This window comes from Xanthomonas sp. JAI131, from assembly GCF_013410075.1.
In the GTDB taxonomy this organism is placed as follows: domain Bacteria; phylum Pseudomonadota; class Gammaproteobacteria; order Xanthomonadales; family Xanthomonadaceae; genus Xanthomonas_A; species Xanthomonas_A bonasiae.
Genome location: NZ_JACCCN010000005.1, coordinates 96,510 through 115,666 on the forward strand (window position 1 = coordinate 96,510; position 19,157 = coordinate 115,666).

At 68.8% G+C, this 19,157-nt stretch carries 20 protein-coding genes and 4 tRNA genes; 19 read left to right on the forward strand and 5 right to left on the reverse strand.

Translation table 11 applies throughout. The features are described 5' to 3' along the window. Positions 1 to 51: 51 nt before the first annotated feature. The 8 genes from clpP to HDC36_RS20035 all read left to right on the forward strand — a co-directional run bounded on the left by clpP (position 52) and on the right by HDC36_RS20035 (position 7,800). The gene (gene clpP / locus HDC36_RS20000) at positions 52 to 678 is read left to right on the forward strand and encodes an ATP-dependent Clp endopeptidase proteolytic subunit ClpP (RefSeq protein ID WP_179570633.1); all 627 of its coding nucleotides are present in this window, start codon (positions 52 to 54) and stop codon (positions 676 to 678) included. Positions 679 to 806: 128 nt separating this feature from the next. After that, positions 807 to 2,093 (forward strand): ATP-dependent Clp protease ATP-binding subunit ClpX, encoded by a 1,287-nt coding sequence (gene clpX / locus HDC36_RS20005; protein WP_003468538.1) that lies wholly within the window; start codon positions 807 to 809, stop codon positions 2,091 to 2,093. A 175-nt stretch (positions 2,094 to 2,268) separates the two neighbouring features. Continuing rightward, positions 2,269 to 4,743 carry an endopeptidase La gene (gene lon, locus HDC36_RS20010; protein WP_179570634.1) on the forward strand — a complete coding sequence of 825 codons (2,475 nt, stop codon included), beginning with the start codon at positions 2,269 to 2,271 and terminating at the stop codon, positions 4,741 to 4,743. 183 nt (positions 4,744 to 4,926) lie between these two features. Beyond that, positions 4,927 to 5,244 (forward strand): HU family DNA-binding protein, encoded by a 318-nt coding sequence (locus tag HDC36_RS20015; RefSeq protein ID WP_228320647.1) that lies wholly within the window; start codon positions 4,927 to 4,929, stop codon positions 5,242 to 5,244. Between the two features lie 11 nt (positions 5,245 to 5,255). Continuing rightward, positions 5,256 to 5,330, forward strand: a tRNA-Val gene (locus HDC36_RS20020). A gap of 27 nt (positions 5,331 to 5,357) precedes the next feature. Further along, positions 5,358 to 5,434: transfer RNA gene (locus tag HDC36_RS20025), tRNA-Asp, on the forward strand. A gap of 117 nt (positions 5,435 to 5,551) precedes the next feature. Further along, positions 5,552 to 5,628, forward strand: a tRNA-Asp gene (locus HDC36_RS20030). 180 nt (positions 5,629 to 5,808) lie between these two features. After that, a complete protein-coding gene (locus HDC36_RS20035) occupies positions 5,809 to 7,800 on the forward strand; it encodes a peptidylprolyl isomerase (RefSeq protein ID WP_179570635.1) in 1,992 nt (663 codons plus the stop codon). Between the two features lie 344 nt (positions 7,801 to 8,144). On the opposite strand, the gene HDC36_RS20040 is transcribed toward HDC36_RS20035, so the two are convergent. Then, the gene (locus HDC36_RS20040; RefSeq protein ID WP_179570636.1) at positions 8,145 to 9,371 is read right to left on the reverse strand and encodes a lytic transglycosylase domain-containing protein; all 1,227 of its coding nucleotides are present in this window, start codon (positions 9,369 to 9,371) and stop codon (positions 8,145 to 8,147) included. After that, on the reverse strand, positions 9,368 to 10,135 hold the full coding sequence (gene gloB, locus HDC36_RS20045; RefSeq protein WP_179570637.1) for a hydroxyacylglutathione hydrolase: 768 nt from the start codon (positions 10,133 to 10,135) through the stop codon (positions 9,368 to 9,370). The genes HDC36_RS20040 and gloB overlap by 4 nt, the downstream gene beginning before the upstream one ends. Positions 10,136 to 10,147: 12 nt before the next feature. On the opposite strand from gloB, the gene HDC36_RS20050 reads away from it, so the two are divergent. Genes HDC36_RS20050 through dnaQ form a run of 3 tightly spaced genes read left to right on the forward strand, consistent with a single transcriptional unit; the run spans position 10,148 to position 12,049 of the window. Beyond that, a complete protein-coding gene (locus HDC36_RS20050; protein ID WP_179570638.1) occupies positions 10,148 to 10,807 on the forward strand; it encodes a hypothetical protein in 660 nt (219 codons plus the stop codon). Between the two features lie 13 nt (positions 10,808 to 10,820). After that, on the forward strand, positions 10,821 to 11,279 hold the full coding sequence (gene rnhA / locus HDC36_RS20055; protein WP_179570639.1) for a ribonuclease HI: 459 nt from the start codon (positions 10,821 to 10,823) through the stop codon (positions 11,277 to 11,279). Positions 11,280 to 11,311: 32 nt separating this feature from the next. After that, positions 11,312 to 12,049 carry a DNA polymerase III subunit epsilon gene (gene dnaQ, locus HDC36_RS20060; RefSeq protein ID WP_179570640.1) on the forward strand — a complete coding sequence of 246 codons (738 nt, stop codon included), beginning with the start codon at positions 11,312 to 11,314 and terminating at the stop codon, positions 12,047 to 12,049. 277 nt (positions 12,050 to 12,326) lie between these two features. Here the strand turns inward: dnaQ and HDC36_RS20065 are convergent, their stop codons facing one another. Further along, positions 12,327 to 13,031 (reverse strand): PP2C family serine/threonine-protein phosphatase, encoded by a 705-nt coding sequence (locus HDC36_RS20065; RefSeq protein ID WP_145701570.1) that lies wholly within the window; start codon positions 13,029 to 13,031, stop codon positions 12,327 to 12,329. Between the two features lie 206 nt (positions 13,032 to 13,237). Between HDC36_RS20065 and HDC36_RS20070 the strand changes: the two genes are divergently transcribed. After that, positions 13,238 to 13,328: transfer RNA gene (locus HDC36_RS20070), tRNA-Ser, on the forward strand. 120 nt (positions 13,329 to 13,448) lie between these two features. Then, positions 13,449 to 13,853: a DUF6165 family protein gene (locus HDC36_RS20075; protein ID WP_179570641.1), complete on the forward strand. Its 405-nt coding sequence runs from the start codon at positions 13,449 to 13,451 to the stop codon at positions 13,851 to 13,853. Between the two features lie 63 nt (positions 13,854 to 13,916). Here the strand turns inward: HDC36_RS20075 and HDC36_RS20080 are convergent, their stop codons facing one another. After that, on the reverse strand, positions 13,917 to 14,174 hold the full coding sequence (locus HDC36_RS20080; protein ID WP_179570642.1) for a DUF2798 domain-containing protein: 258 nt from the start codon (positions 14,172 to 14,174) through the stop codon (positions 13,917 to 13,919). Positions 14,175 to 14,372: 198 nt separating this feature from the next. Beyond that, positions 14,373 to 15,422 (reverse strand): glycosyltransferase family 9 protein, encoded by a 1,050-nt coding sequence (locus tag HDC36_RS20085; RefSeq protein ID WP_179570643.1) that lies wholly within the window; start codon positions 15,420 to 15,422, stop codon positions 14,373 to 14,375. A gap of 20 nt (positions 15,423 to 15,442) precedes the next feature. Between HDC36_RS20085 and HDC36_RS20090 the strand changes: the two genes are divergently transcribed. From HDC36_RS20090 to HDC36_RS20115, 6 genes are read left to right on the forward strand one after another with little or no spacing between them, the layout of a single operon-like run. Further along, the gene (locus HDC36_RS20090; protein WP_179570644.1) at positions 15,443 to 16,192 is read left to right on the forward strand and encodes a 3-deoxy-D-manno-octulosonic acid kinase; all 750 of its coding nucleotides are present in this window, start codon (positions 15,443 to 15,445) and stop codon (positions 16,190 to 16,192) included. Then, positions 16,192 to 16,947, forward strand: coding sequence for an MBL fold metallo-hydrolase (locus HDC36_RS20095; RefSeq protein WP_179570645.1), 756 nt, complete (start codon positions 16,192 to 16,194; stop codon positions 16,945 to 16,947). The genes HDC36_RS20090 and HDC36_RS20095 overlap by 1 nt, the downstream gene beginning before the upstream one ends. Continuing rightward, positions 16,944 to 17,984: a GTP 3',8-cyclase MoaA gene (gene moaA, locus HDC36_RS20100; protein WP_179570646.1), complete on the forward strand. Its 1,041-nt coding sequence runs from the start codon at positions 16,944 to 16,946 to the stop codon at positions 17,982 to 17,984. Before HDC36_RS20095 ends, moaA begins: the two co-directional genes overlap by 4 nt. A 5-nt stretch (positions 17,985 to 17,989) precedes the next feature. Then, complete coding sequence (locus tag HDC36_RS20105; RefSeq protein WP_179570647.1) at positions 17,990 to 18,367, forward strand: nuclear transport factor 2 family protein; 378 nt, start codon at positions 17,990 to 17,992, stop codon at positions 18,365 to 18,367. Between the two features lie 31 nt (positions 18,368 to 18,398). Beyond that, positions 18,399 to 18,914: a cyclic pyranopterin monophosphate synthase MoaC gene (gene moaC / locus HDC36_RS20110; protein WP_179570648.1), complete on the forward strand. Its 516-nt coding sequence runs from the start codon at positions 18,399 to 18,401 to the stop codon at positions 18,912 to 18,914. Further along, positions 18,911 to 19,156: a MoaD/ThiS family protein gene (locus tag HDC36_RS20115; protein WP_003468589.1), complete on the forward strand. Its 246-nt coding sequence runs from the start codon at positions 18,911 to 18,913 to the stop codon at positions 19,154 to 19,156. Before moaC ends, HDC36_RS20115 begins: the two co-directional genes overlap by 4 nt. The last annotated feature ends 1 nt before the right edge of the window (position 19,157 follow it).

The window sequence follows — 19,157 nt, forward strand, 5'->3', positions numbered from 1 at the left end:
CGAAGCCCTGCACATCCCCGTGCAGGGACGACACAGAGCAGGAGTTCCCGCGTGGACAATGTGACCAAGGCCTTGAATCTGGTTCCGATGGTGGTCGAGCAGACCAGTCGCGGCGAGCGTGCCTACGACATCTATTCGCGCCTGCTGAAGGAGCGGCTGATCTTCCTGGTCGGTCCGATCGACGACCACATGGCCAACGTGATCGTGGCGCAGATGCTGTTCCTGGAAGCGGACAACCCGGAAAAGGACATCAGCATCTACATCAACTCGCCGGGCGGCGTGGTCACCGCCGGCATGGCGATCTACGACACCATGCAGTACATCAAGCCGGACGTGAGCACCATCTGCGTCGGCCAGGCCGCCTCGATGGGCGCGCTGCTGCTGGCGTCGGGCGCGGCCGGCAAGCGCTATGCGCTGCCGAACTCGCGGGTGATGATCCACCAGCCGCTGGGCGGCTTCCAGGGCCAGGCCACCGATATCGACATCCATGCGCGCGAGATCCTGACCCTGCGCTCGCGGCTGAACGAAATCCTGGCCAAGCACACCGGCCAGTCGCTGGAAACCATCGCCCGCGATACCGAGCGCGACAACTTCAAGAGCGCCGTCGACGCGCAGACCTACGGGCTGGTCGACCAGGTGCTGGAGCGCCGTCCGGAAGAGTCGATCCAGCCGGCATAAGGCTTGCATGTACTGCAAAACGCAGCGTATTCCGCAGGGCCGGGGCCGGGCTAGCGTCCTCCCGGCCCTGTGTTATTCTCGAAATCGAACCCCCGTTCATCGGGTGGGGTAACTGGGTAAGCGAAGCAATGAGCGAAGACCGGCAAGGCCGTTCCGGCGACAGCAACAAGATTCTGTACTGCTCGTTCTGCGGCAAGAGTCAACACGAGGTCCGTAAGCTGATCGCCGGGCCGAGCGTGTTCATCTGCGACGAATGCGTCGAGCTGTGCAACGACATCATCCGCGAGGAGCTCGAGGAGAAGGCGCAGTCCGCACGCAGCAGCCTGCCCAAGCCCAAGGAAATCCTCGAGGTGCTGGACCAGTACGTGATCGGGCAGCTGCGCGCCAAGCGCACGCTCGCCGTGGCCGTGTACAACCACTACAAGCGCATCGAGAGCCGGCAGAAGAACGACGAAGTCGAGCTGGCGAAGTCCAACATCCTGCTGGTCGGTCCGACCGGTTCGGGCAAGACGCTGCTGGCCGAAACGCTGGCGCGCCTGCTCAACGTGCCGTTCACGATCGCCGATGCGACCACGCTGACCGAAGCCGGCTATGTCGGCGAGGACGTGGAGAACATCATCCAGAAGCTGCTGCAGAAGTGCGACTACGACGTCGACAAGGCGCAGCAGGGCATCGTCTACATCGACGAAATCGACAAGATCTCGCGCAAGAGCGAGAACCCGTCGATCACCCGCGACGTGTCCGGCGAAGGCGTGCAGCAGGCGCTGCTGAAGCTGATCGAAGGCACCGTGGCGTCGGTGCCGCCGCAGGGCGGGCGCAAGCATCCGCAGCAGGAATTCCTGCAGGTGGACACCAAGAACATCCTGTTCATCTGCGGCGGCGCGTTCGCCGGCCTGGACAAGGTGATCCAGCAGCGCTCCAACGACGTCGGCGGCATCGGTTTCGGCGCCAAGGTGAAGAGTTCCGAGCGCAAGCGCGAAGTCGGCAAGATCCTGGCCGAAGTGGAGCCGGAAGACCTGATCAAGTTCGGCCTGATCCCCGAATTCGTCGGCCGCCTGCCGGTGGTCGCCACGCTCGAGGAACTGGACGAGCCGGCGCTGATCCGGATCCTGACCGAGCCGAAGAACGCGATCACCAAGCAGTTCAAGAAGCTGTTCGAGATGGAAGGCGTGGAGCTGGAATTCCGGCCCGACGCGCTGCTGGCCATCGCCAAGAAGGCGCTCAAGCGCAAGACCGGCGCGCGCGGTCTGCGCACCATCGTCGAGTCGGTGCTGCTGGATACGATGTACGAGCTGCCGTCGCAGGAAAACGTCAGCAAGGTGGTGGTGGACGAGTCGGTGATCGAGCACAAGTCCGAGCCGTACCTGATCTACCAGACCCCGCCGCCGGCGCCGAAGGTGGCCTCGGCCGAGTGAGTGCCGGGTGAAGCCGCGGCGCTGTCCTGCCGCGGCCGTCGCGACTGGCTAAACGCTTGAAAGAAAAGGGTCTTTTTCGCTGCCCTTGCATCATCCAGCCGATGGCCCCATAACGGGGCCATCGGCATTTTTATGCCCGCCTTTCCGCATTCCCGCACCCCACATCGGAACCCTCATGGCCCAGTCCAAATCCGAAGTCCTCGACCTGCCGGTCCTGCCGTTGCGCGACGTCGTGGTCTTCCCGCACATGGTCATCCCGCTGTTCGTCGGCCGCGACAAATCCATGCGCGCGCTCGAGCACGCGATGGAGGCCGACAAGCGCATCCTGCTGGTCGCGCAGAAGTCCGCCGAGACCGACGATCCGGTGGCGGCCGACCTGTACAACGTCGGCACCCTGGCGCAGGTGCTGCAATTGCTGAAGCTGCCCGACGGCACCATCAAGGTGCTGGTTGAGGGGCTGTCGCGGGTCAGCGTCGACAAGGTGGTCGAGCGCGACGGCGCGCTGCAGGGCGAAGGCAGCGAGATCGATGCCGCCGAGTCGCGCGAGGAGCGCGAGGTCGAGGCGATCGCGCGTTCGCTGATGTCGCTGTTCGAGCAGTACGTCAAGACCAACCGCAAGCTGCCGCCGGAGCTGCTGCAGACGCTGTCGGGCATCGACGAGCCGGGCCGCCTGGCCGATACCATCGCCGCGCACATCGGCGTGCGCCTGGCCGACAAGCAGCGCCTGCTGGAAACCCTGGAAGTGGGCGAGCGGCTGGAGATGCTGGTCGGTCTGGTCGACGGCGAGATCGACGTGCAGCAGCTGGAGAAGCGCATCCGCGGCCGGGTCAAGTCGCAGATGGAGAAGAGCCAGCGCGAGTACTACCTCAACGAGCAGATGAAGGCGATCCAGAAGGAGCTGGGCGATCTGGACGACGCGCCCGGCGAACTGGAAGAACTGGCGCGCAAGATCGCCGAGGCGGGCATGCCCAAGCCGGTGGAAACCAAGGCCAAGGCCGAGCTCAACAAGCTCAAGCAGATGTCGCCGATGTCGGCCGAGGCCGCGGTCGTGCGCAACTATCTCGACTGGCTGCTGGGCGTGCCGTGGAAGAAGCGCAGCAAGGTGCGCAAGGACCTGAAGGTCGCGCAGGAAACGCTGGACGCCGACCACTACGGCCTGGAGAAGGTCAAGGACCGCATCCTGGAATATCTGGCGGTGCAGTCGCGGGTGAAGCAGATGAAGGGCCCGATCCTGTGCCTGGTCGGCCCGCCCGGCGTCGGCAAGACCTCGCTCGGCCAGTCCATCGCCAAGGCGACCAACCGCAAGTTCGTGCGCATGTCGCTCGGCGGCGTGCGCGACGAGGCGGAGATCCGCGGGCATCGGCGCACCTACGTCGGCTCGATGCCGGGCCGCATCGTGCAGAACCTCAACAAGGTCAGCAGCAAGAACCCGCTGTTCGTGCTCGACGAGATCGACAAGATGTCGATGGACTTCCGCGGCGATCCGTCCTCGGCGCTGCTGGAAGTGCTCGATCCCGAGCAGAACAACGCCTTCAACGACCACTACCTGGAAGTGGACCTGGACCTGTCCGAAGTGATGTTCGTGGCGACCTCCAACTCGCTGAACATCCCCGGTCCGCTGCTCGACCGCATGGAGGTGATCCGCATCCCCGGCTACACCGAGGACGAGAAGCTCGCCATCGCCATGCGCTACCTGGTGCCCAAGCAGCTGAAGGCCAACGGCCTGAAGGGCGACGAGCTGGAGATCGCCGCCGACGCGATCCGCGACATCGTGCGCTACTACACGCGCGAATCCGGCGTGCGCAACCTCGAGCGCGAAGTCGCCAAGATCTGCCGCAAGGTGGTCAAGGAAATCGCGCTGGCCGGTCCGCAGCCGGCGGTGGCCAAGAAGGCGCCGGCGAAGAAGGGCGCGGCGGTGCGCAAGGACAAGGCGCGGGTCAGCGTCGGTTCCAAGAACCTGGACAAGTACCTGGGCGTGCGCCGCTTCGATTTCGGCCGCGCCGAGGAGCAAAACGAAGTCGGCCTGGTCACCGGCCTGGCCTGGACCGAAGTCGGCGGCGACCTGCTGCAGATCGAATCGACCCTGGTCCCGGGCAAGGGCGCGGTGATCCTGACCGGCCAGCTCGGCGACGTGATGAAGGAATCGGCCTCGGCGGCGCTGTCGGTGGTGCGTTCGCGCGCCGAGCGGCTCGGCATCGAGGTCGACTTCCTGCAGAAGCACGACGTGCATCTGCACGTGCCCGATGGCGCCACGCCGAAGGACGGCCCCAGCGCCGGCATCGCGATGGTGACCTCGCTGGTGTCGATGCTGACCAAGGTGCCGGTCAAGGCCGATGTGGCGATGACCGGCGAGATCACCTTGCGCGGCCGCGTCTCGGCGATCGGCGGACTCAAGGAGAAGCTGCTGGCGGCGCTGCGCGGCGGCATCCACACGGTGATCATCCCGGAGGAGAACCGCAAGGACCTGGCCGACATTCCGGAGAACGTCACCCGCGACCTGAAGATCGTGCCGGTCAAGTGGATCGACGAAGTGCTCGACCTGGCGCTGGAGACGCCGCTGAAGCCGAAGGTCGCGGCCGCCGCCGAGGGCGAGCCGGTGCGGCGCAAGCCCAAGCCGAAAGCATCCTCGAACGCGCGCGTCAAGCACTGAAGGGCGCTGAACCGCGCCCGCCCAAGTGGCTCAAACCCGCGCCGTTGCTGGCTTTTCGGCTTGCGCGGGTGGGAGGCCGCTGGTATAAATGCACGACTTGCGAGCACTGCGAACGCGCGTGCTTGGTAGTGAAAAAATCAATCGGGGCCTCGTCGCAGACGAGGCAGGCCACGCCGACACCCGATCCTCAATTCCGCGGTTTTCTGCCGCACATGGAGTCATCAAGAAATGAATAAAGCCGAACTGAACGACGCTATCGCCGCCGCTGCGGATATCTCCAAGGCCGAAGCCGGTCGCGCCGTCGACGCCTTCGTGTCCGAAGTCACCAAGGCGCTCAAGAAGGGCGACAGCGTGACCCTCGTTGGCTTCGGCACCTTCCAGGTGCGCGACCGTGCCGAGCGCACCGGCCGCAACCCGAAGACCGGCGACTCGATCAAGATCGCCGCGTCGAAGAATCCGACCTTCAAGGCTGGCAAAGCGCTGAAGGATGCCGTAAACTAATCGACTCGCTAGGGTGCTTAGCTCAGCGGTAGAGCGTCTCCTTTACACGGAGAGGGTCGGGGGTTCGAAACCCTCAGCACCCACCAGAGCACCGAGCGACAAGTTTCAAAAGCGGAGTGGTAGTTCAGTCGGTTAGAATGCTGGCCTGTCACGCCGGAGGTCGCGGGTTCGAGTCCCGTCCACTCCGCCAGTTGCACCGAAGCCCCTGAGAAATCGGGGGTTTCGTTTCTCGAAGCATCCGCCGCGCCCTGCGCTGCGCAGATGCCACAGAGATTGCGGGCCTCGTGCCTGCCTCCGTTCAAAAAGCGGAGTGGTAGTTCAGTCGGTTAGAATGCTGGCCTGTCACGCCGGAGGTCGCGGGTTCGAGTCCCGTCCACTCCGCCAGTTTTGTACGCGAAACCCCCGAGCGATCGGGGGTTTCTTTTTTTCCGGAGTGCGTTGCCGGCGCCCCCCAAGCGGGTCGCGGATTCCATGCGGGCGCAGGCCGCGCGGCACGCCCTTCCGCCGCAGGGCGTGAAGCGGGTTAAACTGCGCGGCTCGCCAACAGGCCTCGGTTCCCAACCAATGCTGCAGAAACTCCGCGAAAAGACCTCGGGCTGGATCGCCACCGCGATCATCGGCCTGTTGATGATTCCGTTCCTGTTCGTCATCGACAGCAGTTATCTCGGTGGCGTCGGTGCCAACAACGTCGCCAAGATCCAGGCGCCGCCGTCGTGGTGGTCGTCGGCACCGTCGTGGTGGCCGGCCTCGCTGCTGTGGCGTCACCACGAGGTGAGCACCGAACAGTTCCGTGCGCGCTTCGAGGAAGCGCGGCAGCGGGAGCGCGAGCAGCAGGGCGAGAACTTCGATCCGCGCGAGTTCGAAAGCGCCGACAACAAGCGCAAGGTGCTCGACCAGTTGATCGACGAGCAGGTGGTGAAGCTGGCCGCCGAGCAGGCGCACGTGGTGGTCGGCGATGCCGCGGTTCGCGACTACATCGCCACCATTCCGGCGTTCCAGAACGACGGCAAGTTCGATCCGGAGCGCTACCGCCTGGCGCTGGCCTCGGGCACCCCGCCGCGCACGCCGGCGATGTTCGACCAGTTGGTGCGCGATGGCCTGCAGCAGTCGTTGATCCCGTCCGCGCTGATGGAATCGGCGTTCGCGACCAAGCAGGAAACCGAGCGCCTGCTGAAGATGCTCGGCGAGACCCGCGACGTCGACCTGGCGCTGTTGCCGGAACAGCCGGCCGACACCACCCCGGTCAGCGACGCGCAGGTGCAGCAGTGGTACGACGCGCACCAGGCCGATTTCAAGCAGCCGGAGCGGGTGTCGATCGAATACGTCGAGCTGGACGCGAGCAAGCTGCCGCCGGCCAAGCCGGCCGACGAGGCGGCGCTGCGCAAGCGCTACGAGGACGAGAAGGCCCGCTTCGTCGAACCCGACCAGCGCCTGACCTCGCACATCCTGATCAGCGCCGGCAAGGATCCCGCGTCGCAGAAGGCCGCCGAGGCCAAGGCCGCCAAGCTCGCGGCCGAAGCCAAGCAGCCCGGCGCCGATTTCGCCGCGCTGGCCCGCTCCAATTCCGAGGACCCGGGTTCCAAGAACGCCGGCGGCGACCTGGGCTGGGTCGAGCGGGGCGTGATGATCAAGCCGTTCGAGGACGCCCTGTTCGCGATGAAGGCCGGCGAGATCGTCGGCCCGGTGAAGAGCGAGTTCGGCTACCACGTGATCCAGCTGCGCGAGATCAAGGGCGGCCAGGGCAAGAGTTTCGAGCAGGTGCGCGACCAGCTGGCCGGCGAGCAGCTGCAGGCCGACAACGAGAAGGTCTACAGCGATCTGAGCGGCAAGCTGGTCGATCTGGTGCTGAAGAACCCGACCGCGCTGGCGCCGGCGGCCAAGGACGTCGGCTTGCCGGTGCAGACCCTGGGGCCGTTCTCGCGCGCCGACGCCAGCGGCGTCGCCGCGCAGCCGGCGGTGCTGCGCGCGGCGTTCTCCGACACGCTGGTGCAGGACGGCACGGTCAGCGATCCGATCAACCTGGGCCCGAACCACAGCGTGCTGATCCGCGTCACCCAGCACCTGCCCGAGCAGACCCAGCCGCTGGCCAAGGTGCGCGAGCAGGTGGTGGCCGCGGTGCATGCCGATCGCACCGCCAAGGCGGCTGCGGCGAAGGCCGACGCGCTGCTGGAGAAGCTGCGCAAGGGCGAAACGCTGCAGGCGCTGGCCGGCCCGGAGAAGCTGCAGATCAACCCGATGCCGGGGCTGCCGCGCACCGTGCCGATGCCGAGCCCGGAAGCCAACCGCGCGATCTTCAGCGCGCCGCTGCCGGCCGCGGGCAAGCCGTCGGTGGGCAAGGTCGAGCTGTCGGCGAACGGCGTGCCGGGCGGTGCCAAGCGCTACGCGCTGTTCGTGCTCAACAAGGTGAACCCGGGCGACCTGAGCAAGGTGCCGGCGGAGCAGCAGGCGACGTTGAAGCAGCAGTTGGGCCAGATCGAAGGCGCCGCCGCGGCGAAGGCTTACATCGACGCGATGCGCAAGCGCTACAAGGTCAGCGTGCAGGAAGCGGATCTGTAACTGCCGCTGGCCAATGCATGATGCGAACAAGCCCGGCACTGCCGGGCTTGTTCGTTTCTGGATCCTGCGCTCCGGGCGCCAGGGTAGTCGGATGCGCACTGGTGCCGTGCGCGATCAGCTGCGGCGTCGGCCAATGTAGGAGCGCTTGAGACCTCCAGCTTTTCTCCCGGTAGTTCGCAATGCTGTAGGAGCGACTTCAGTCGCGACAGGCTTTACCGATGAAGCCCGTCGCGACTGAAGTCGCTCCCACAAGTCGCCATCTTGAGCTGGCCGACATCGACATCGACAGCGCTGCCGGTGCCGTTGTCGCGATCTCGCCGCGCCCCGCCGCAGCGGGAGGCCGGCTATTCCTCGTAGCTCAGCACCATGCCCGGGCGCAGCACGCTGCGCGCGGACAGGCCGTTCTTCGCCAATAGCGTCTGCACGGTGATGCCGTAGCGCTTGGCGATGGTCCAGGCGGTGTCGCCGTCGCGGACCGTGTGGGTGCGGCGCGCCGATGGCGTGCGCGAACGAATGCGCGGCGGCGTGGGCTCGGCGATGCTGGCGACGGCGCGCGTCGCCGGCGCTTCGGCCTGCTGCGGTTGCGCCGCCGCCGCCATGGCATCGGCAGCGGCCGTGGCGGCGCTGCCGCCGCTGCCGACCGGCGCCAGCACCGGCAGCGCGCGCTTTTTGTTGCGCACGCTGCCCAGCGCCGGATTCAGTCGCGCGACCTGGTTGCCCTGCAGCGCCTGCTGCCGCGCCCACTCGTCCAGCGCCATGCCGGCGGGCAGGGTGCGCGCCTGCAGGATCGGCACCTCGCGGTCCAGCGAGGCCATCCATTCGTCGCGGGTCTGCGCCTGCTCCAGCACGCAAGCCAGCGCGTGCAGCTTCTCGACGTAGGCATAGGTGATCGGCGACAGCCCCGGCAACTTGGCCGGCTGCGCGTTCTGCGCGTTCATGCCGGCGCGGCGCATCGACTGCAGCACGCGGTATTCGCCGGCGTTGTAGGCCATGATCGCCAGGCGCCAGTCGCCGCCGAACATGCCGTGCAAGGTCTTCAGGTAGCGCACCGCGGCGCGGGTGGAATCCACCGCGGACAGGCGGCCGTCGTAGCCGCCTTCGACCGGCACGTCGTGGTTGCGGGCGGTATCGGCGATGAACTGCCACAGGCCGGCCGGGCCGCCGCTGTTGCGCGCGGCGGGGCGGTAGCCGCTCTCCACGAACGGGATCAGCGCGAATTCGGTCGGCAGGTCGGCGGCGCGCAATTCGTCCACCACGTAGCCGAACAGCGGCAGCACGTCCTCGTCCTCGTTGGCCAGCCGCGCCGGCGCGCGCGCGAACTGCTGCTTCCAGCGCGCATCGGTGGCGCCGCCGTCGCATTGCGCGTCGGCCAGGCCGTCGCGGAAGCTGGCGAGGATGGTGTGGCCGTTACGCGTGGTCGCCGGCGGCAGCGCCGCGGCGTCCATCGGCAACACGTTCAGTCCGGCGACGGTCTGCTCCAGCGCCGCACCGATGGGGGCCGCCGCGCTCGCGGAGGGGGCTGTCGAGGCGATCGCCAACATCAGCGCCGCCGTCAAAAGCAGCGACCTCATGCGCGGAAATCGTCTTTCCAGCGCCTCAATTCGGCGAATACTTCCACTTCGTCCTGGGCGTCGCGGCCGAGCCGGGCGCCGACCGCCTGCTGGATCGCCGCCGAGGCGGTGCGCAGGAACGGATTGGTCGCCACTTCGCTGGCGAGACTGACGGGAACAGTGGGACGGGCAGCATGACGCATGGCCTGGGCTTCCTGATGGCGCTGCCGCAAGGCAGCGTTGGTGGGATCGACCGTGACGGCGAATGCCGCATTGGCCAGGGTGTATTCGTGTCCGCAACACAGCAGCGTGGCGCCGGGGAGGGCGGCCAGCCGTTGCAGCGAACCCAACATCTGGGAGGGCGTACCTTCGAACATGCGTCCACAGCCCAGGCTGAACAGCGTATCGCCGCTGAACAGATGGCCGTGGCCGACATAGGCCACGTGCGAGCGGGTATGCCCCGGCACGAAAAGCGTCTGGAACTCCCATTGCAGCACCTGGACCCCATCGCCGTCGCCGACGCGCTGGCTGGCGAACGGGATCCGCGGCTCATCCGCCGGGGCATACACCGGCAGGTCCGGCCAGCGCTCGCGCAGGGCCGCCACGCCGCCGATGTGGTCGTCGTGATGGTGGGTCAGCAGCACCGCGGCCGGTTGCAGCCCTTGCGCGGCGGCGTCGAACACCGGCTCGGCCTGGCCCGGGTCGACCAGCACGGCGCGGCCATCCGCGGCGGCGATCGCCCAGATGTAGTTGTCCTGGAATGCGGGCAGGGCGATCAGTCGCATAGAATTGGCACCATGCCTGCCACCCCGTTCCCCCGTCAAGCCGCCGTCTCATCCTGGTTTGATACGGCGGTGGCGCAAAAGCTGCTCCAGGCCGAGCAGCCGTTGATCCTCGACGCCTTGCTCGGACGCCCCGCGCAGCCTTGGTTGTGGCTGGCGCCGGTGCCGTTCGCGCCGCTGGCGCGCGAGCTGCCGGGGCGCGGCGTGCGCCTGCACCGCACCGCGCGCGGCTACGCCGGCGACCTGGTGTGCACGCTGCCGCTGCCGCTGCCTTCGGAAAGCGTCAACGCGATCGTGCTGCAGCACGTGCTCGGCGCCGACGCCGCGGCGCTGCTGGAAGAATGCGAGCGGGTGCTGCTGCCGGGCGGCCGGATCTGGCTGTTCGCGCTCAATGCGGTGAGCCCGTACCGGCTGCGCTGGCGCCGCCAGGGCCTGGTGGCGCGGCCGCCGGGCAGCTGGCGCGGGCTGCTGGAGCAGGCCGGGCTGCCGTGCACCGATCCGCTGCGCTACCTGGGCCCGGTGTGGCCGACCCGCGGCGGCGTCGGCTCGGCGACCTCCGGCGCGCCGCTGCGCGCGGTGTGCCTGCTGCAGGCGGAAAAGCGCACCGCCGCCGGCATCGGCCCCATTCCGTTGCGCGCGCCGGTACGCTGGCGCGGTTCGACCGCCTCCATTTGATTCCTGGACGTACATGAAGACTGTTGATATCCACACCGACGGCGCCTGCCTCGGCAATCCCGGCCCCGGCGGCTGGGCCGCGCTGCTGCGCTACAAGGGCCTGGAGCGCGAAGTCGCGGGCGCCGAGGCGCACACCACCAACAACCGCATGGAGCTGATGGCCGCGATCATGGCGCTGGAAACGCTCAGCGAGCCGTGCCAGATCGTGCTGCATACCGATTCGCAGTACGTGCGCCAGGGCATCACCGAATGGATGCCGGGCTGGGTGCGGCGGCAGTGGAAGACCGCCGGCGGCGACCCGGTCAAGAACCGCGACCTGTGGGAGCGGCTGCATGCCGCCGCGCAGCGGCACGCCATCGATTGGCGCTGGGTCAAGGGCCACAGCGGCGATCCGGACAACGAGCGGGTGGACGTGCTGGCGCGCAACCAGGCGTTGCGGGTGCGCGCCGGCGGCGCCGCGGTCGCGTCCTGATCCTTTCCACGCCTCATCCTGCAGCGAGCCCCATGCGTCAGATCATCCTCGATACCGAAACCACCGGCCTGGAATGGAAGAAGGGCAACCGCGTCGTCGAAATCGGCGCGGTGGAACTGCTCGAACGCCGCCCCAGCGGGCGCAACTTCCACCGCTATCTGCGCCCGGACTGCGACTTCGAACCCGGCGCGCAGGAAGTCACCGGCCTGACCTTGGAGTTCCTCGCCGACAAGCCGGAATTCCACGAGGTGGTGGACGAGTTCCTGGCGTTCATCGACGGCGCCGAGCTGATCATCCACAACGCCTCGTTCGATCTGGGCTTCCTCGACTACGAGCTGTCGCGGCTGGGCGACTCTTACGGGCGCATCCTCGACCGCGCCACGGTCATCGACACGCTGCTGCTGGCGCGCGAGCGCTTCCCGGGCCAGCGCAATTCGCTGGACGCGCTGTGCAAGCGCTTGGGCGTGGACAACTCGCACCGGCAACTGCACGGCGCGCTGCTCGATGCGCAGATCCTCAGCGACGTCTATATCGCGCTGACCTCGGGGCAGGAGGAGATCGGCTTCGCCCTGGCCGACGAGCGCGGCAACCACGCCGACGGTCAACGCGCGGTGTTCGACATGGCGACGTTGCTGCCGCGGCCGCGGGTGCTGCCGACCGCGTCGGAGCTGGAGGCGCACCAGGCGCGGCTGGAAAAGATGCGCAAGAAGGCCGGGCGCGCGCTGTGGGACGCCGCCGAGCCGGCGCTGGCCGAGGCTGTCGCTGGCTGAATCGCCGCGGCGCCGGGTGCTGGCGTTTGTCGGCGTGCGCCGGCGAGGTTCGCCACGTCGGTGCCGGAGCCGGTCCGTGCGGCAATGACCCGGGACGCCGCACGGCCATCTCGGCATGTCGGTGCAGCGGGGACATGACCCGGTAGGAGCGCGCGCGCGTACTGACGCAGCGGCGGCGCGCGGCTACTTGTGATGGCACGCGCTGCGGCATCGATGCCGCCGCCGGCCTGCCGCTACCGCGCTCGCGCCCGGCGCCGGTCGCGCCGCCTGCCTGCGCTCAGTGGCAGCGCACCAGGATCGCGGTGATGTTGTCCGAGCCGCCGCCGTCCAGCGCGGCCGCCACCAGCGTGTCCACGCATTCCTGCGCGCTGCAGTCGTCGTGGCCGAGCGTGGCGGCGATGCCCGGGTCGTCCACTTCCTCGGTCAGCCCGTCGCTGCACAGCAACAACTGCATGCCCGGGCGCAGTTCGCCGGTCATCGTGGCCACGTTGAGGTGCAGCGGATCGGTCACGCCCAGCGCCTGGGTGACCACGTTGCGGTGGGGATGCGCGCGCGCCTGCTCGGCGGTCAGCGCGCCCTGCGCGATCAGTTCCTGCACGTAGCTGTGGTCCTGGCTGAGCTGGGCCAGCTTGCCGTCGCGCCACAGGTAGGCGCGGCTGTCGCCGACCCAGGCCACCTCGAAGCGGTTGCCCTGCACGCGCGCGGCGACCACGGTGGTGCCCATCGGCAAGGTGTCGTTGCGCCGGCGCGAGGCGCGGATGATCTCTTCGTCGGCGATGCGGATCGCCTGCGCCAGCGGCGTGCCGCCGCGCACCTCGCGGACGATGGCCTCGCGCGCCAGCGCGCTGGCGACCTCGCCGCAGGCATGGCCGCCCATGCCGTCGGCGACCAGCCACAGGCCGAGCTCGTTGTCGCCGTAATAGGTGTCCTCGTTGAGTTCGCGGCGCAGGCCGACGTGGGTGAGGTGTCCGAATTCGATCATTACGTGCCCGCGGCTGGCCCGGCTTCCTGTCATTCAAACGGCATCATCGCGGCCAAGCGGACATCAGGCAATCGCCGGCCGCGCCGCGGGGCAGGCGGGGTTCATGGCGGTATGGGGGTGGGGACCAGGCCGCCTTGCGACGCGGCGCTTGTCCGCGCGCGGCGGGAACCGTATGATGCACGCCCCCGGTCCGCCGGGGACCACCCGGGAAGGTGGCAGAGCGGTTGAATGTACCTGACTCGAAATCAGGCAGGCGTTTATAGCGCCTCGGGGGTTCGAATCCCCCCCTTCCCGCCAGTTTTGCAGAAGGCCCCGTCAGGGGCCTTTTGTTTTTTGACGGCTGCGGCTGCGGCCGCGCCGACATGGCTTTAAGGCCTGCTCGTTACACTTCCTCTCAACTCTCGCCTGGGTGTGCCCATGTCCGAAATCCTCGTCCCCGTGTCCTTCGGCGAACTGCTCGACAAGATCGCCATCCTGCAGATCAAGTCCGAGCGCATCGGCGATGCGGCCAAGCTGGCCAACGTGCGCGCGGAGCTGTCGGCGCTGGAAAAGACCTGGATGGCGCATCCGGCCGCCAGCGGCGACGTCGCCCGCCTGCGCCTGGAGCTGAAGGCGGTCAACGAGCGCCTGTGGGTGATCGAGGACGAGATCCGGATCAAGGAGAAGGCGCAGGCCTTCGACGAGGAATTCATCAAGCTCGCCCGCAGCGTGTACTACGAGAACGACGAGCGCGCGCGGATCAAGAAGGAGATCAACCTGGCGCTGGGCTCCAGCTACGTCGAAGAGAAGTCCTACCAGGACTACCGCGGCGCGGCGTCCTGAGCGAAGCATCCGTGAGGCGTCGCCGCCTCCCGGTGCGGCCCGTGCGGGCCAGGGACGGGTGGATCAGGCGCGGGCGACCAGGAGTGCGGTCAGCCGGCGCACCAGCGGCAACGCCAGCAGCAGGGTGGGGAAGGCGATCAGCCACGACAACGCCCAGGCGCCCAGCCACAGCGCGTATACGCCCGGCGCCAGGCCGACCGTGCGCAGGGTACTGATCATCGAGACCACGCAGGTCATCAGGATCGACAACAACAGCGGCATCACCCAGCCGGCATGGCGGGGATGCAGCTTGCGCGGGAAAAACCGAGGGGAACGGGACATGGTGCGAACTCCGTAAGCCGGTCGAAGCAAAGGCGCCACCCGCACGCGCCGGGGCGCTCACGGGAAACGGCCCCGGACGAATCCGGCGCGGTTGGCGCGTTGCTTGACGTAAACGCTTACGGCGGCGTCCGCAGACCGAAACGGTGGCGAACGCGCTCGCGCATGGTAAGGCCGCGCTCGGCCCGCGCACAAGCCGGCTTACATGCCCTGGTCGGTGCGGTAGCGCTCGAACGCGGCGATCGCGTCGTCCACGCCGATCAGCGCCATCACCGCGTCGACTTCGATCTTGCTGCCCCATTTCAGGTGTTCGGCCGGTTTGCCGAGGAACTTGCGCGCCGCCGCGTCGTACTTGTCCACGCAGTAGCGGATGTCCGAATACGGGCCGCTGCGGCGCGGGTTGCTCGCCGCGTGCAGGCCCAGCACCTTGCTGCCCACGGCATTGGCGATGTGCATCGGGCCGGAGTCGGGAGTCATCACCAGCGCGGCGCGCTGCAGCAGCGCCGGCAGCTGCTTGAGCGTGTCGCGCCCGACCAGGTCCAGCACCGGCGCGCGCATCGCCGCGACGATGGCATCGGCGGTGCTGCGCTCCAGCTCGCTGCGCCCGCCGCACAGCACCACCCGCCAGCCCTGCGCGGCGGCGTGGTCGGCGACCGCGGCGTAGCGGTCGGCGTACCAGTTGCGGCGCACGTGGCTGGAGCAGGGCGAGATCAGCAGTGCCGGGCGGCCGTCCTCGGGCCATTGCGCCTGCGCCCAGGCGTGCGCGTCGTCCGGGATCGGCAGGTCCCAGCGCACCTCGGTCTGGCGCAGGCCCAGCGGTTCGCAGAAGCTGCCGATCGCGTCGAGCACGTGGATGCCGGGGCGGTCGGGGATGCGTTCGTTGACGAACAGGCCGTGCAGGTCCTTGGAGCGGCTGCGGTCGTAGCCGATGCGGCGTCGCGCGCGAACGAACGCGGACAGCACGTTGGCGCGCAGCGCCACCTGCATCTGCAGCAGCGCATCGAAGCCCTGCGCCGGCAGGTCGCGGCGCAGCGCGCGCATGCCGGCCAGGCCGCTGCGCTTGTCGTAGTCGTGGAAAATCACTCCGGGCAGGCCGTCGAGCAGCCTGTGCCCGGCCTTGTCGATGATCCAGTGCAGCGGCGGCGCGGCGGGCCAGGCGCGCTGCAGGGTGCGGACCAGCGGCACCACATGGGTCACGTCCCCCAGCGCCGACAGGCGCAACAGGCACAGCGAAGGGAGCGTTGCTGCCATGGTGTTGTTAGACTCGCTGAATGGTTGCATTCGACGCCACCGAAGCGCTGACGCCGTACCGCGAGGGCCGCGGCTATGGCGCCATTCTGTTCGACCGCCAACGGCTGCGGCAAGCCGAGCCGGCGCTGTTCTCCGCCGCGTACTGGGCCGAGCGCGCGCGCCCGGTGGACGAGGGCGGCCGCGGCGGCGCCTGGTTCGTCGATGCCCCGTTCGGCGCCAGCGTGCTGCGCCAGTACCGGCGCGGCGGCCTGGTCGCCAAGCTCAGTCGCGATCGCTACCTGTGGTCCGGCGCCGACCGTACCCGCAGCTTCGCCGAGTTCCGGCTGATGCGCGCGTTGATCGCGCGCAAGCTGCCGGTGCCGCGGCCGCTGGCCGCCTGCTACCTGCGCCAGGGGCTGCGCTACCGCGCCGCGATCCTGATGGAGCGGCTGGAAGGGGTGCGCTCGCTGGCCGACCGCGCGCATGTCGCCGGGCGCGGCGCGCCGTGGGAGGAGACCGGGCGGCTGGTCGCGCGCTTCCACCGCGCCGGGCTGGATCACGCCGATCTCAACGCGCACAACATCCTGTTCGACGGCAACGGCCGCGGCTGGCTGATCGATTTCGACCGCGGCGTGCTGCGCATCCCGGCCACGCGCTGGCGCGAGCGCAACCTCAAGCGCCTGCACCGCTCGCTGCTGAAGCTGCGCGGCGAGCGCAGCGTGGACGAGGTCAACAAGGACTACGCGCGCCTGCGCCGCGCCTACGACCTGGCCTGGAACCGGGGCTACTGATGGCCTGGGCGCTGCGCTTCCAGGGCGTCGGCAATGCGTCGGCGGTGGAACTGGGGTCGCCGATGGCCACGATCGAGCGCGATGGCGCGCCGTGGCTGAGCATCGACTGCGGCGGCGAAGGCCTGGGCGCCTACCAGGCGCACTATGCGGCGATGCCGCAGGCGCTGTTCGTGACCCATGTGCATCTGGACCACGTGGCCGGGTTCGAACGGCTGTTCGTGGACGCCTATTTCTCTGCGCGGCGCGGCAAGGTGCGGGTCTACGTGCCGGCGCCGGTGCTGCCGCTGCTGCATCGCCGGATCGGCGACTACCCGAACGTGCTGGCCGAGGGCGGCGCCAATTTCTGGGACGCGTTCCAGCTGATCGCGGTCGGCGATGCGTTCTGGCACGACGGGGTGCGGCTGGAGGTGTTCCCGGTACGCCACCACTGGCCTGACACCGCCTACGGGCTGCGCCTGCAGGGTGCGCTGGTGTGGAGCGGCGATACCCGGCCGATCCCGGAAATGCTGAGCCGTTATGCCGGCGACGGCGAGCTGGTCGCGCATGACTGCGGCCTTCACGGCAATCCGTCGCATACTGGGGTGGATGACCTGGAGCGGGAATATCCCGCCGAGTTGCTGCAACGCATGATGCTGTACCACTACGCCAGCGCCGAGGATGCCGAGGCCTTGCGCGCGCGCGGCCACCGCGTCGCGCGGCCGGGCGAGTGCGTGGCGCTGCAGACGCCGCGCGCGCCGCAGGTGCCGGCGCCATGAGCGCCGTCCTGCGTCCGCCGCTGCCGCTCGCGCCCATCGCGCCGTTGGATCGGCTGGGGCGGCCGTTGCGCGACCTGCGCCTGTCGGTGATCGAGGCCTGCAATTTCCGCTGCGGCTACTGCATGCCGGCCGACAAGGTGCCCGACGACTACGGCTTCGATGCGGCCTCGCGGTTGTCGTTCGAACAACTCGAGACGCTGGTGCGCGGCTTCGTGCGCAACGGCGTCAGCAAGCTGCGCCTGACCGGCGGCGAGCCGCTGCTGCGCCGCGACCTGCCCGAACTGGTACGGCGCCTGGCGCGCATTCCCGGTCTCGACGACCTGGCCATGACCACCAACGGTTCGCTGCTGGCGCGGCACGCGCAGGCCCTGCGCGATGCGGGATTGCGCCGGGTCACGGTGAGCCTGGACGCGATCGATGCGGCGACCTTCCGGCGCATGTCCGGCGACCGCGGCGAGGTGGCGCAGGTGCTGGCCGGCATCGACGCGGCGGTGGCGGCCGGGCTGGGGCCGGTGAAGATCAATTGCGTGGTCCAACGCGGCATCAACGACGACCAGGTGCTGCCGCTGCTGGCGCACTTTCGCGGTAGCGGCCACGTGCTGCGTTTCATCGAATACATGGACGTGGGCACCTGCAATGCCTGGCGCCGCGAACGGGTGGTGCCTTCGGCCGAACTGCATGCGCGCATCGCCGCACGCTGGCCGTTGCGCGCGCTCGATCCGCACTACGTCGGCGAAGTCGCGGCGCGCCATGCCTTCGTCGATGGCGGCGGCGAGATCGGCTTCGTCAGTTCGGTCAGCGCGCCGTTCTGCGGCGATTGCCATCGCGCGCGCGTGTCGGCCGACGGCCAGCTCTACACCTGCCTGTTCGCCGCCGCCGGCACCGACCTGAAGCCGGCCCTGGCCGGCGGCGAGGACGCGCTGGCCGAGCGCGTGCGGGCGCTGTGGGGCCAGCGCGGCGACCGCTACAGCGAACTGCGCGGCGATGCGCGCGCGGCGCGCGGCAAGCACGTCGAGATGTTCCTGATCGGCGGATGAGCGGAATGGACGAGGCGCTGAAGCAGCGGTTGTTCGCGCTGGAGCTGGAATTGCTGGAGCCGGCGACGCGCGCCTCGGTGGCGCGGTTGTCGGCGCTGCTCGACGAGGCGTTCGTCGAATTCGGCGCGTCCGGGCGAAGCATCGACAGGCAGGCGTTGCTGCAGGCATTGCCGGCAGAGGCCGGCGCGGTCCGCTATCGCGCGTTCGATTTGCAGGCGTGGTTGCCGGCGCCGGATCTGGCGCAGCTGCGCTATCGCAGCGAGCGCCGCGATGGCGACGGCGCGCCGGTGCGGCATGCGCTGCGCAGTTCGCTGTGGCGCTGCCGCGACGGCGAATGGCGCATGCTGTTCCACCAGGGCACGCCGATTCCCGGCGCCGCCTGAGCAAGGTGCCGTGGGAGCGGCAGCGCAGTCTATGAGCGAAGAAAAGGCCAACTACGCCGTCGCGGCGCGCAAGCGGCTGACCCATCTGGACCCGCAGGGGCTGCCGACGATGGTGGACGTCTCGGCCAAGGCGGTCACCGCGCGCGTCGCGGTGGCCGAGTCGCGGGTACGCTTTCCCGCGGCGGTGGCCGCGCAATTGCGCGCCGACGCGCTACGCAGCGCCAAGGGCGGCATCGTCGACACCGCGGTGATCGCCGGCACCATGGCGGTCAAGCGCACCCACGAACTGATCCCGTTCTGCCATCCGTTGCCGATCGACGGCTGCCGCTTCGCGATCGACTGGGCGTCGCCGCAGGTGCTGCGGATCGAATGCACGGTGCGCACCGTGCACCGCACCGGCGTGGAGATGGAGGCGCTGACCGGCGCCAGCGTCGCCGCGCTGACCGTCTACGACATGTGCAAGGCGCTGACCCACGCGATGACGATCGGCCCGGTGCGGCTGCTCGGCAAGCGCGGCGGCAAGCGCGACGTCGGGAGCGCGGCATGAGCGTGCGCGTGACCGTGCTGTATTTCGCCAGCCTGCGCGAGGCGGCGGGCATCGAGCGCGAACAGGTGCAGACCGCGGCCGCCGACCTGCGCGCGCTGTACGCCGAACTCGACGCGCGGCATGGCCTGCGCTGGCCCTCGCAGCGCCTGCGCGTGGCCGTGGACGGCGCCTTCGTGGGCTGGGACGACGCGCTGCGCGAGGGCAGCGAAGTGGTGTTCATTCCGCCGGTCTCGGGAGGCTGAC

Bases quoted from the DNA above. Each gene is read 5' to 3' on its own strand.
- moaC (WP_179570648.1), top strand. From the start codon at position 18,399: ATGAGCGAAGAAAAGGCCAACTACGCCGTCGCGGCGCGCAAGCGGCTG.
- HDC36_RS20090 (WP_179570644.1), top strand. From the start codon at position 15,443: ATGGTTGCATTCGACGCCACCGAAGCGCTGACGCCGTACCGCGAGGGC.
- HDC36_RS20115 (WP_003468589.1), top strand. From the start codon at position 18,911: ATGAGCGTGCGCGTGACCGTGCTGTATTTCGCCAGCCTGCGCGAGGCG.
- HDC36_RS20065 (WP_145701570.1), bottom strand. From the start codon at position 13,031: ATGATCGAATTCGGACACCTCACCCACGTCGGCCTGCGCCGCGAACTC.
- lon (WP_179570634.1), top strand. From the start codon at position 2,269: ATGGCCCAGTCCAAATCCGAAGTCCTCGACCTGCCGGTCCTGCCGTTG.
- gloB (WP_179570637.1), bottom strand. From the start codon at position 10,135: ATGCGACTGATCGCCCTGCCCGCATTCCAGGACAACTACATCTGGGCG.
- HDC36_RS20080 (WP_179570642.1), bottom strand. From the start codon at position 14,174: ATGTCCCGTTCCCCTCGGTTTTTCCCGCGCAAGCTGCATCCCCGCCAT.
- HDC36_RS20095 (WP_179570645.1), top strand. From the start codon at position 16,192: ATGGCCTGGGCGCTGCGCTTCCAGGGCGTCGGCAATGCGTCGGCGGTG.
- rnhA (WP_179570639.1), top strand. From the start codon at position 10,821: ATGAAGACTGTTGATATCCACACCGACGGCGCCTGCCTCGGCAATCCC.
- HDC36_RS20035 (WP_179570635.1), top strand. From the start codon at position 5,809: ATGCTGCAGAAACTCCGCGAAAAGACCTCGGGCTGGATCGCCACCGCG.
- dnaQ (WP_179570640.1), top strand. From the start codon at position 11,312: ATGCGTCAGATCATCCTCGATACCGAAACCACCGGCCTGGAATGGAAG.
- HDC36_RS20075 (WP_179570641.1), top strand. From the start codon at position 13,449: ATGTCCGAAATCCTCGTCCCCGTGTCCTTCGGCGAACTGCTCGACAAG.
- HDC36_RS20040 (WP_179570636.1), bottom strand. From the start codon at position 9,371: ATGAGGTCGCTGCTTTTGACGGCGGCGCTGATGTTGGCGATCGCCTCG.
- HDC36_RS20085 (WP_179570643.1), bottom strand. From the start codon at position 15,422: ATGGCAGCAACGCTCCCTTCGCTGTGCCTGTTGCGCCTGTCGGCGCTG.
- clpX (WP_003468538.1), top strand. From the start codon at position 807: ATGAGCGAAGACCGGCAAGGCCGTTCCGGCGACAGCAACAAGATTCTG.
- HDC36_RS20105 (WP_179570647.1), top strand. From the start codon at position 17,990: ATGGACGAGGCGCTGAAGCAGCGGTTGTTCGCGCTGGAGCTGGAATTG.
- moaA (WP_179570646.1), top strand. From the start codon at position 16,944: ATGAGCGCCGTCCTGCGTCCGCCGCTGCCGCTCGCGCCCATCGCGCCG.
- HDC36_RS20050 (WP_179570638.1), top strand. From the start codon at position 10,148: ATGCCTGCCACCCCGTTCCCCCGTCAAGCCGCCGTCTCATCCTGGTTT.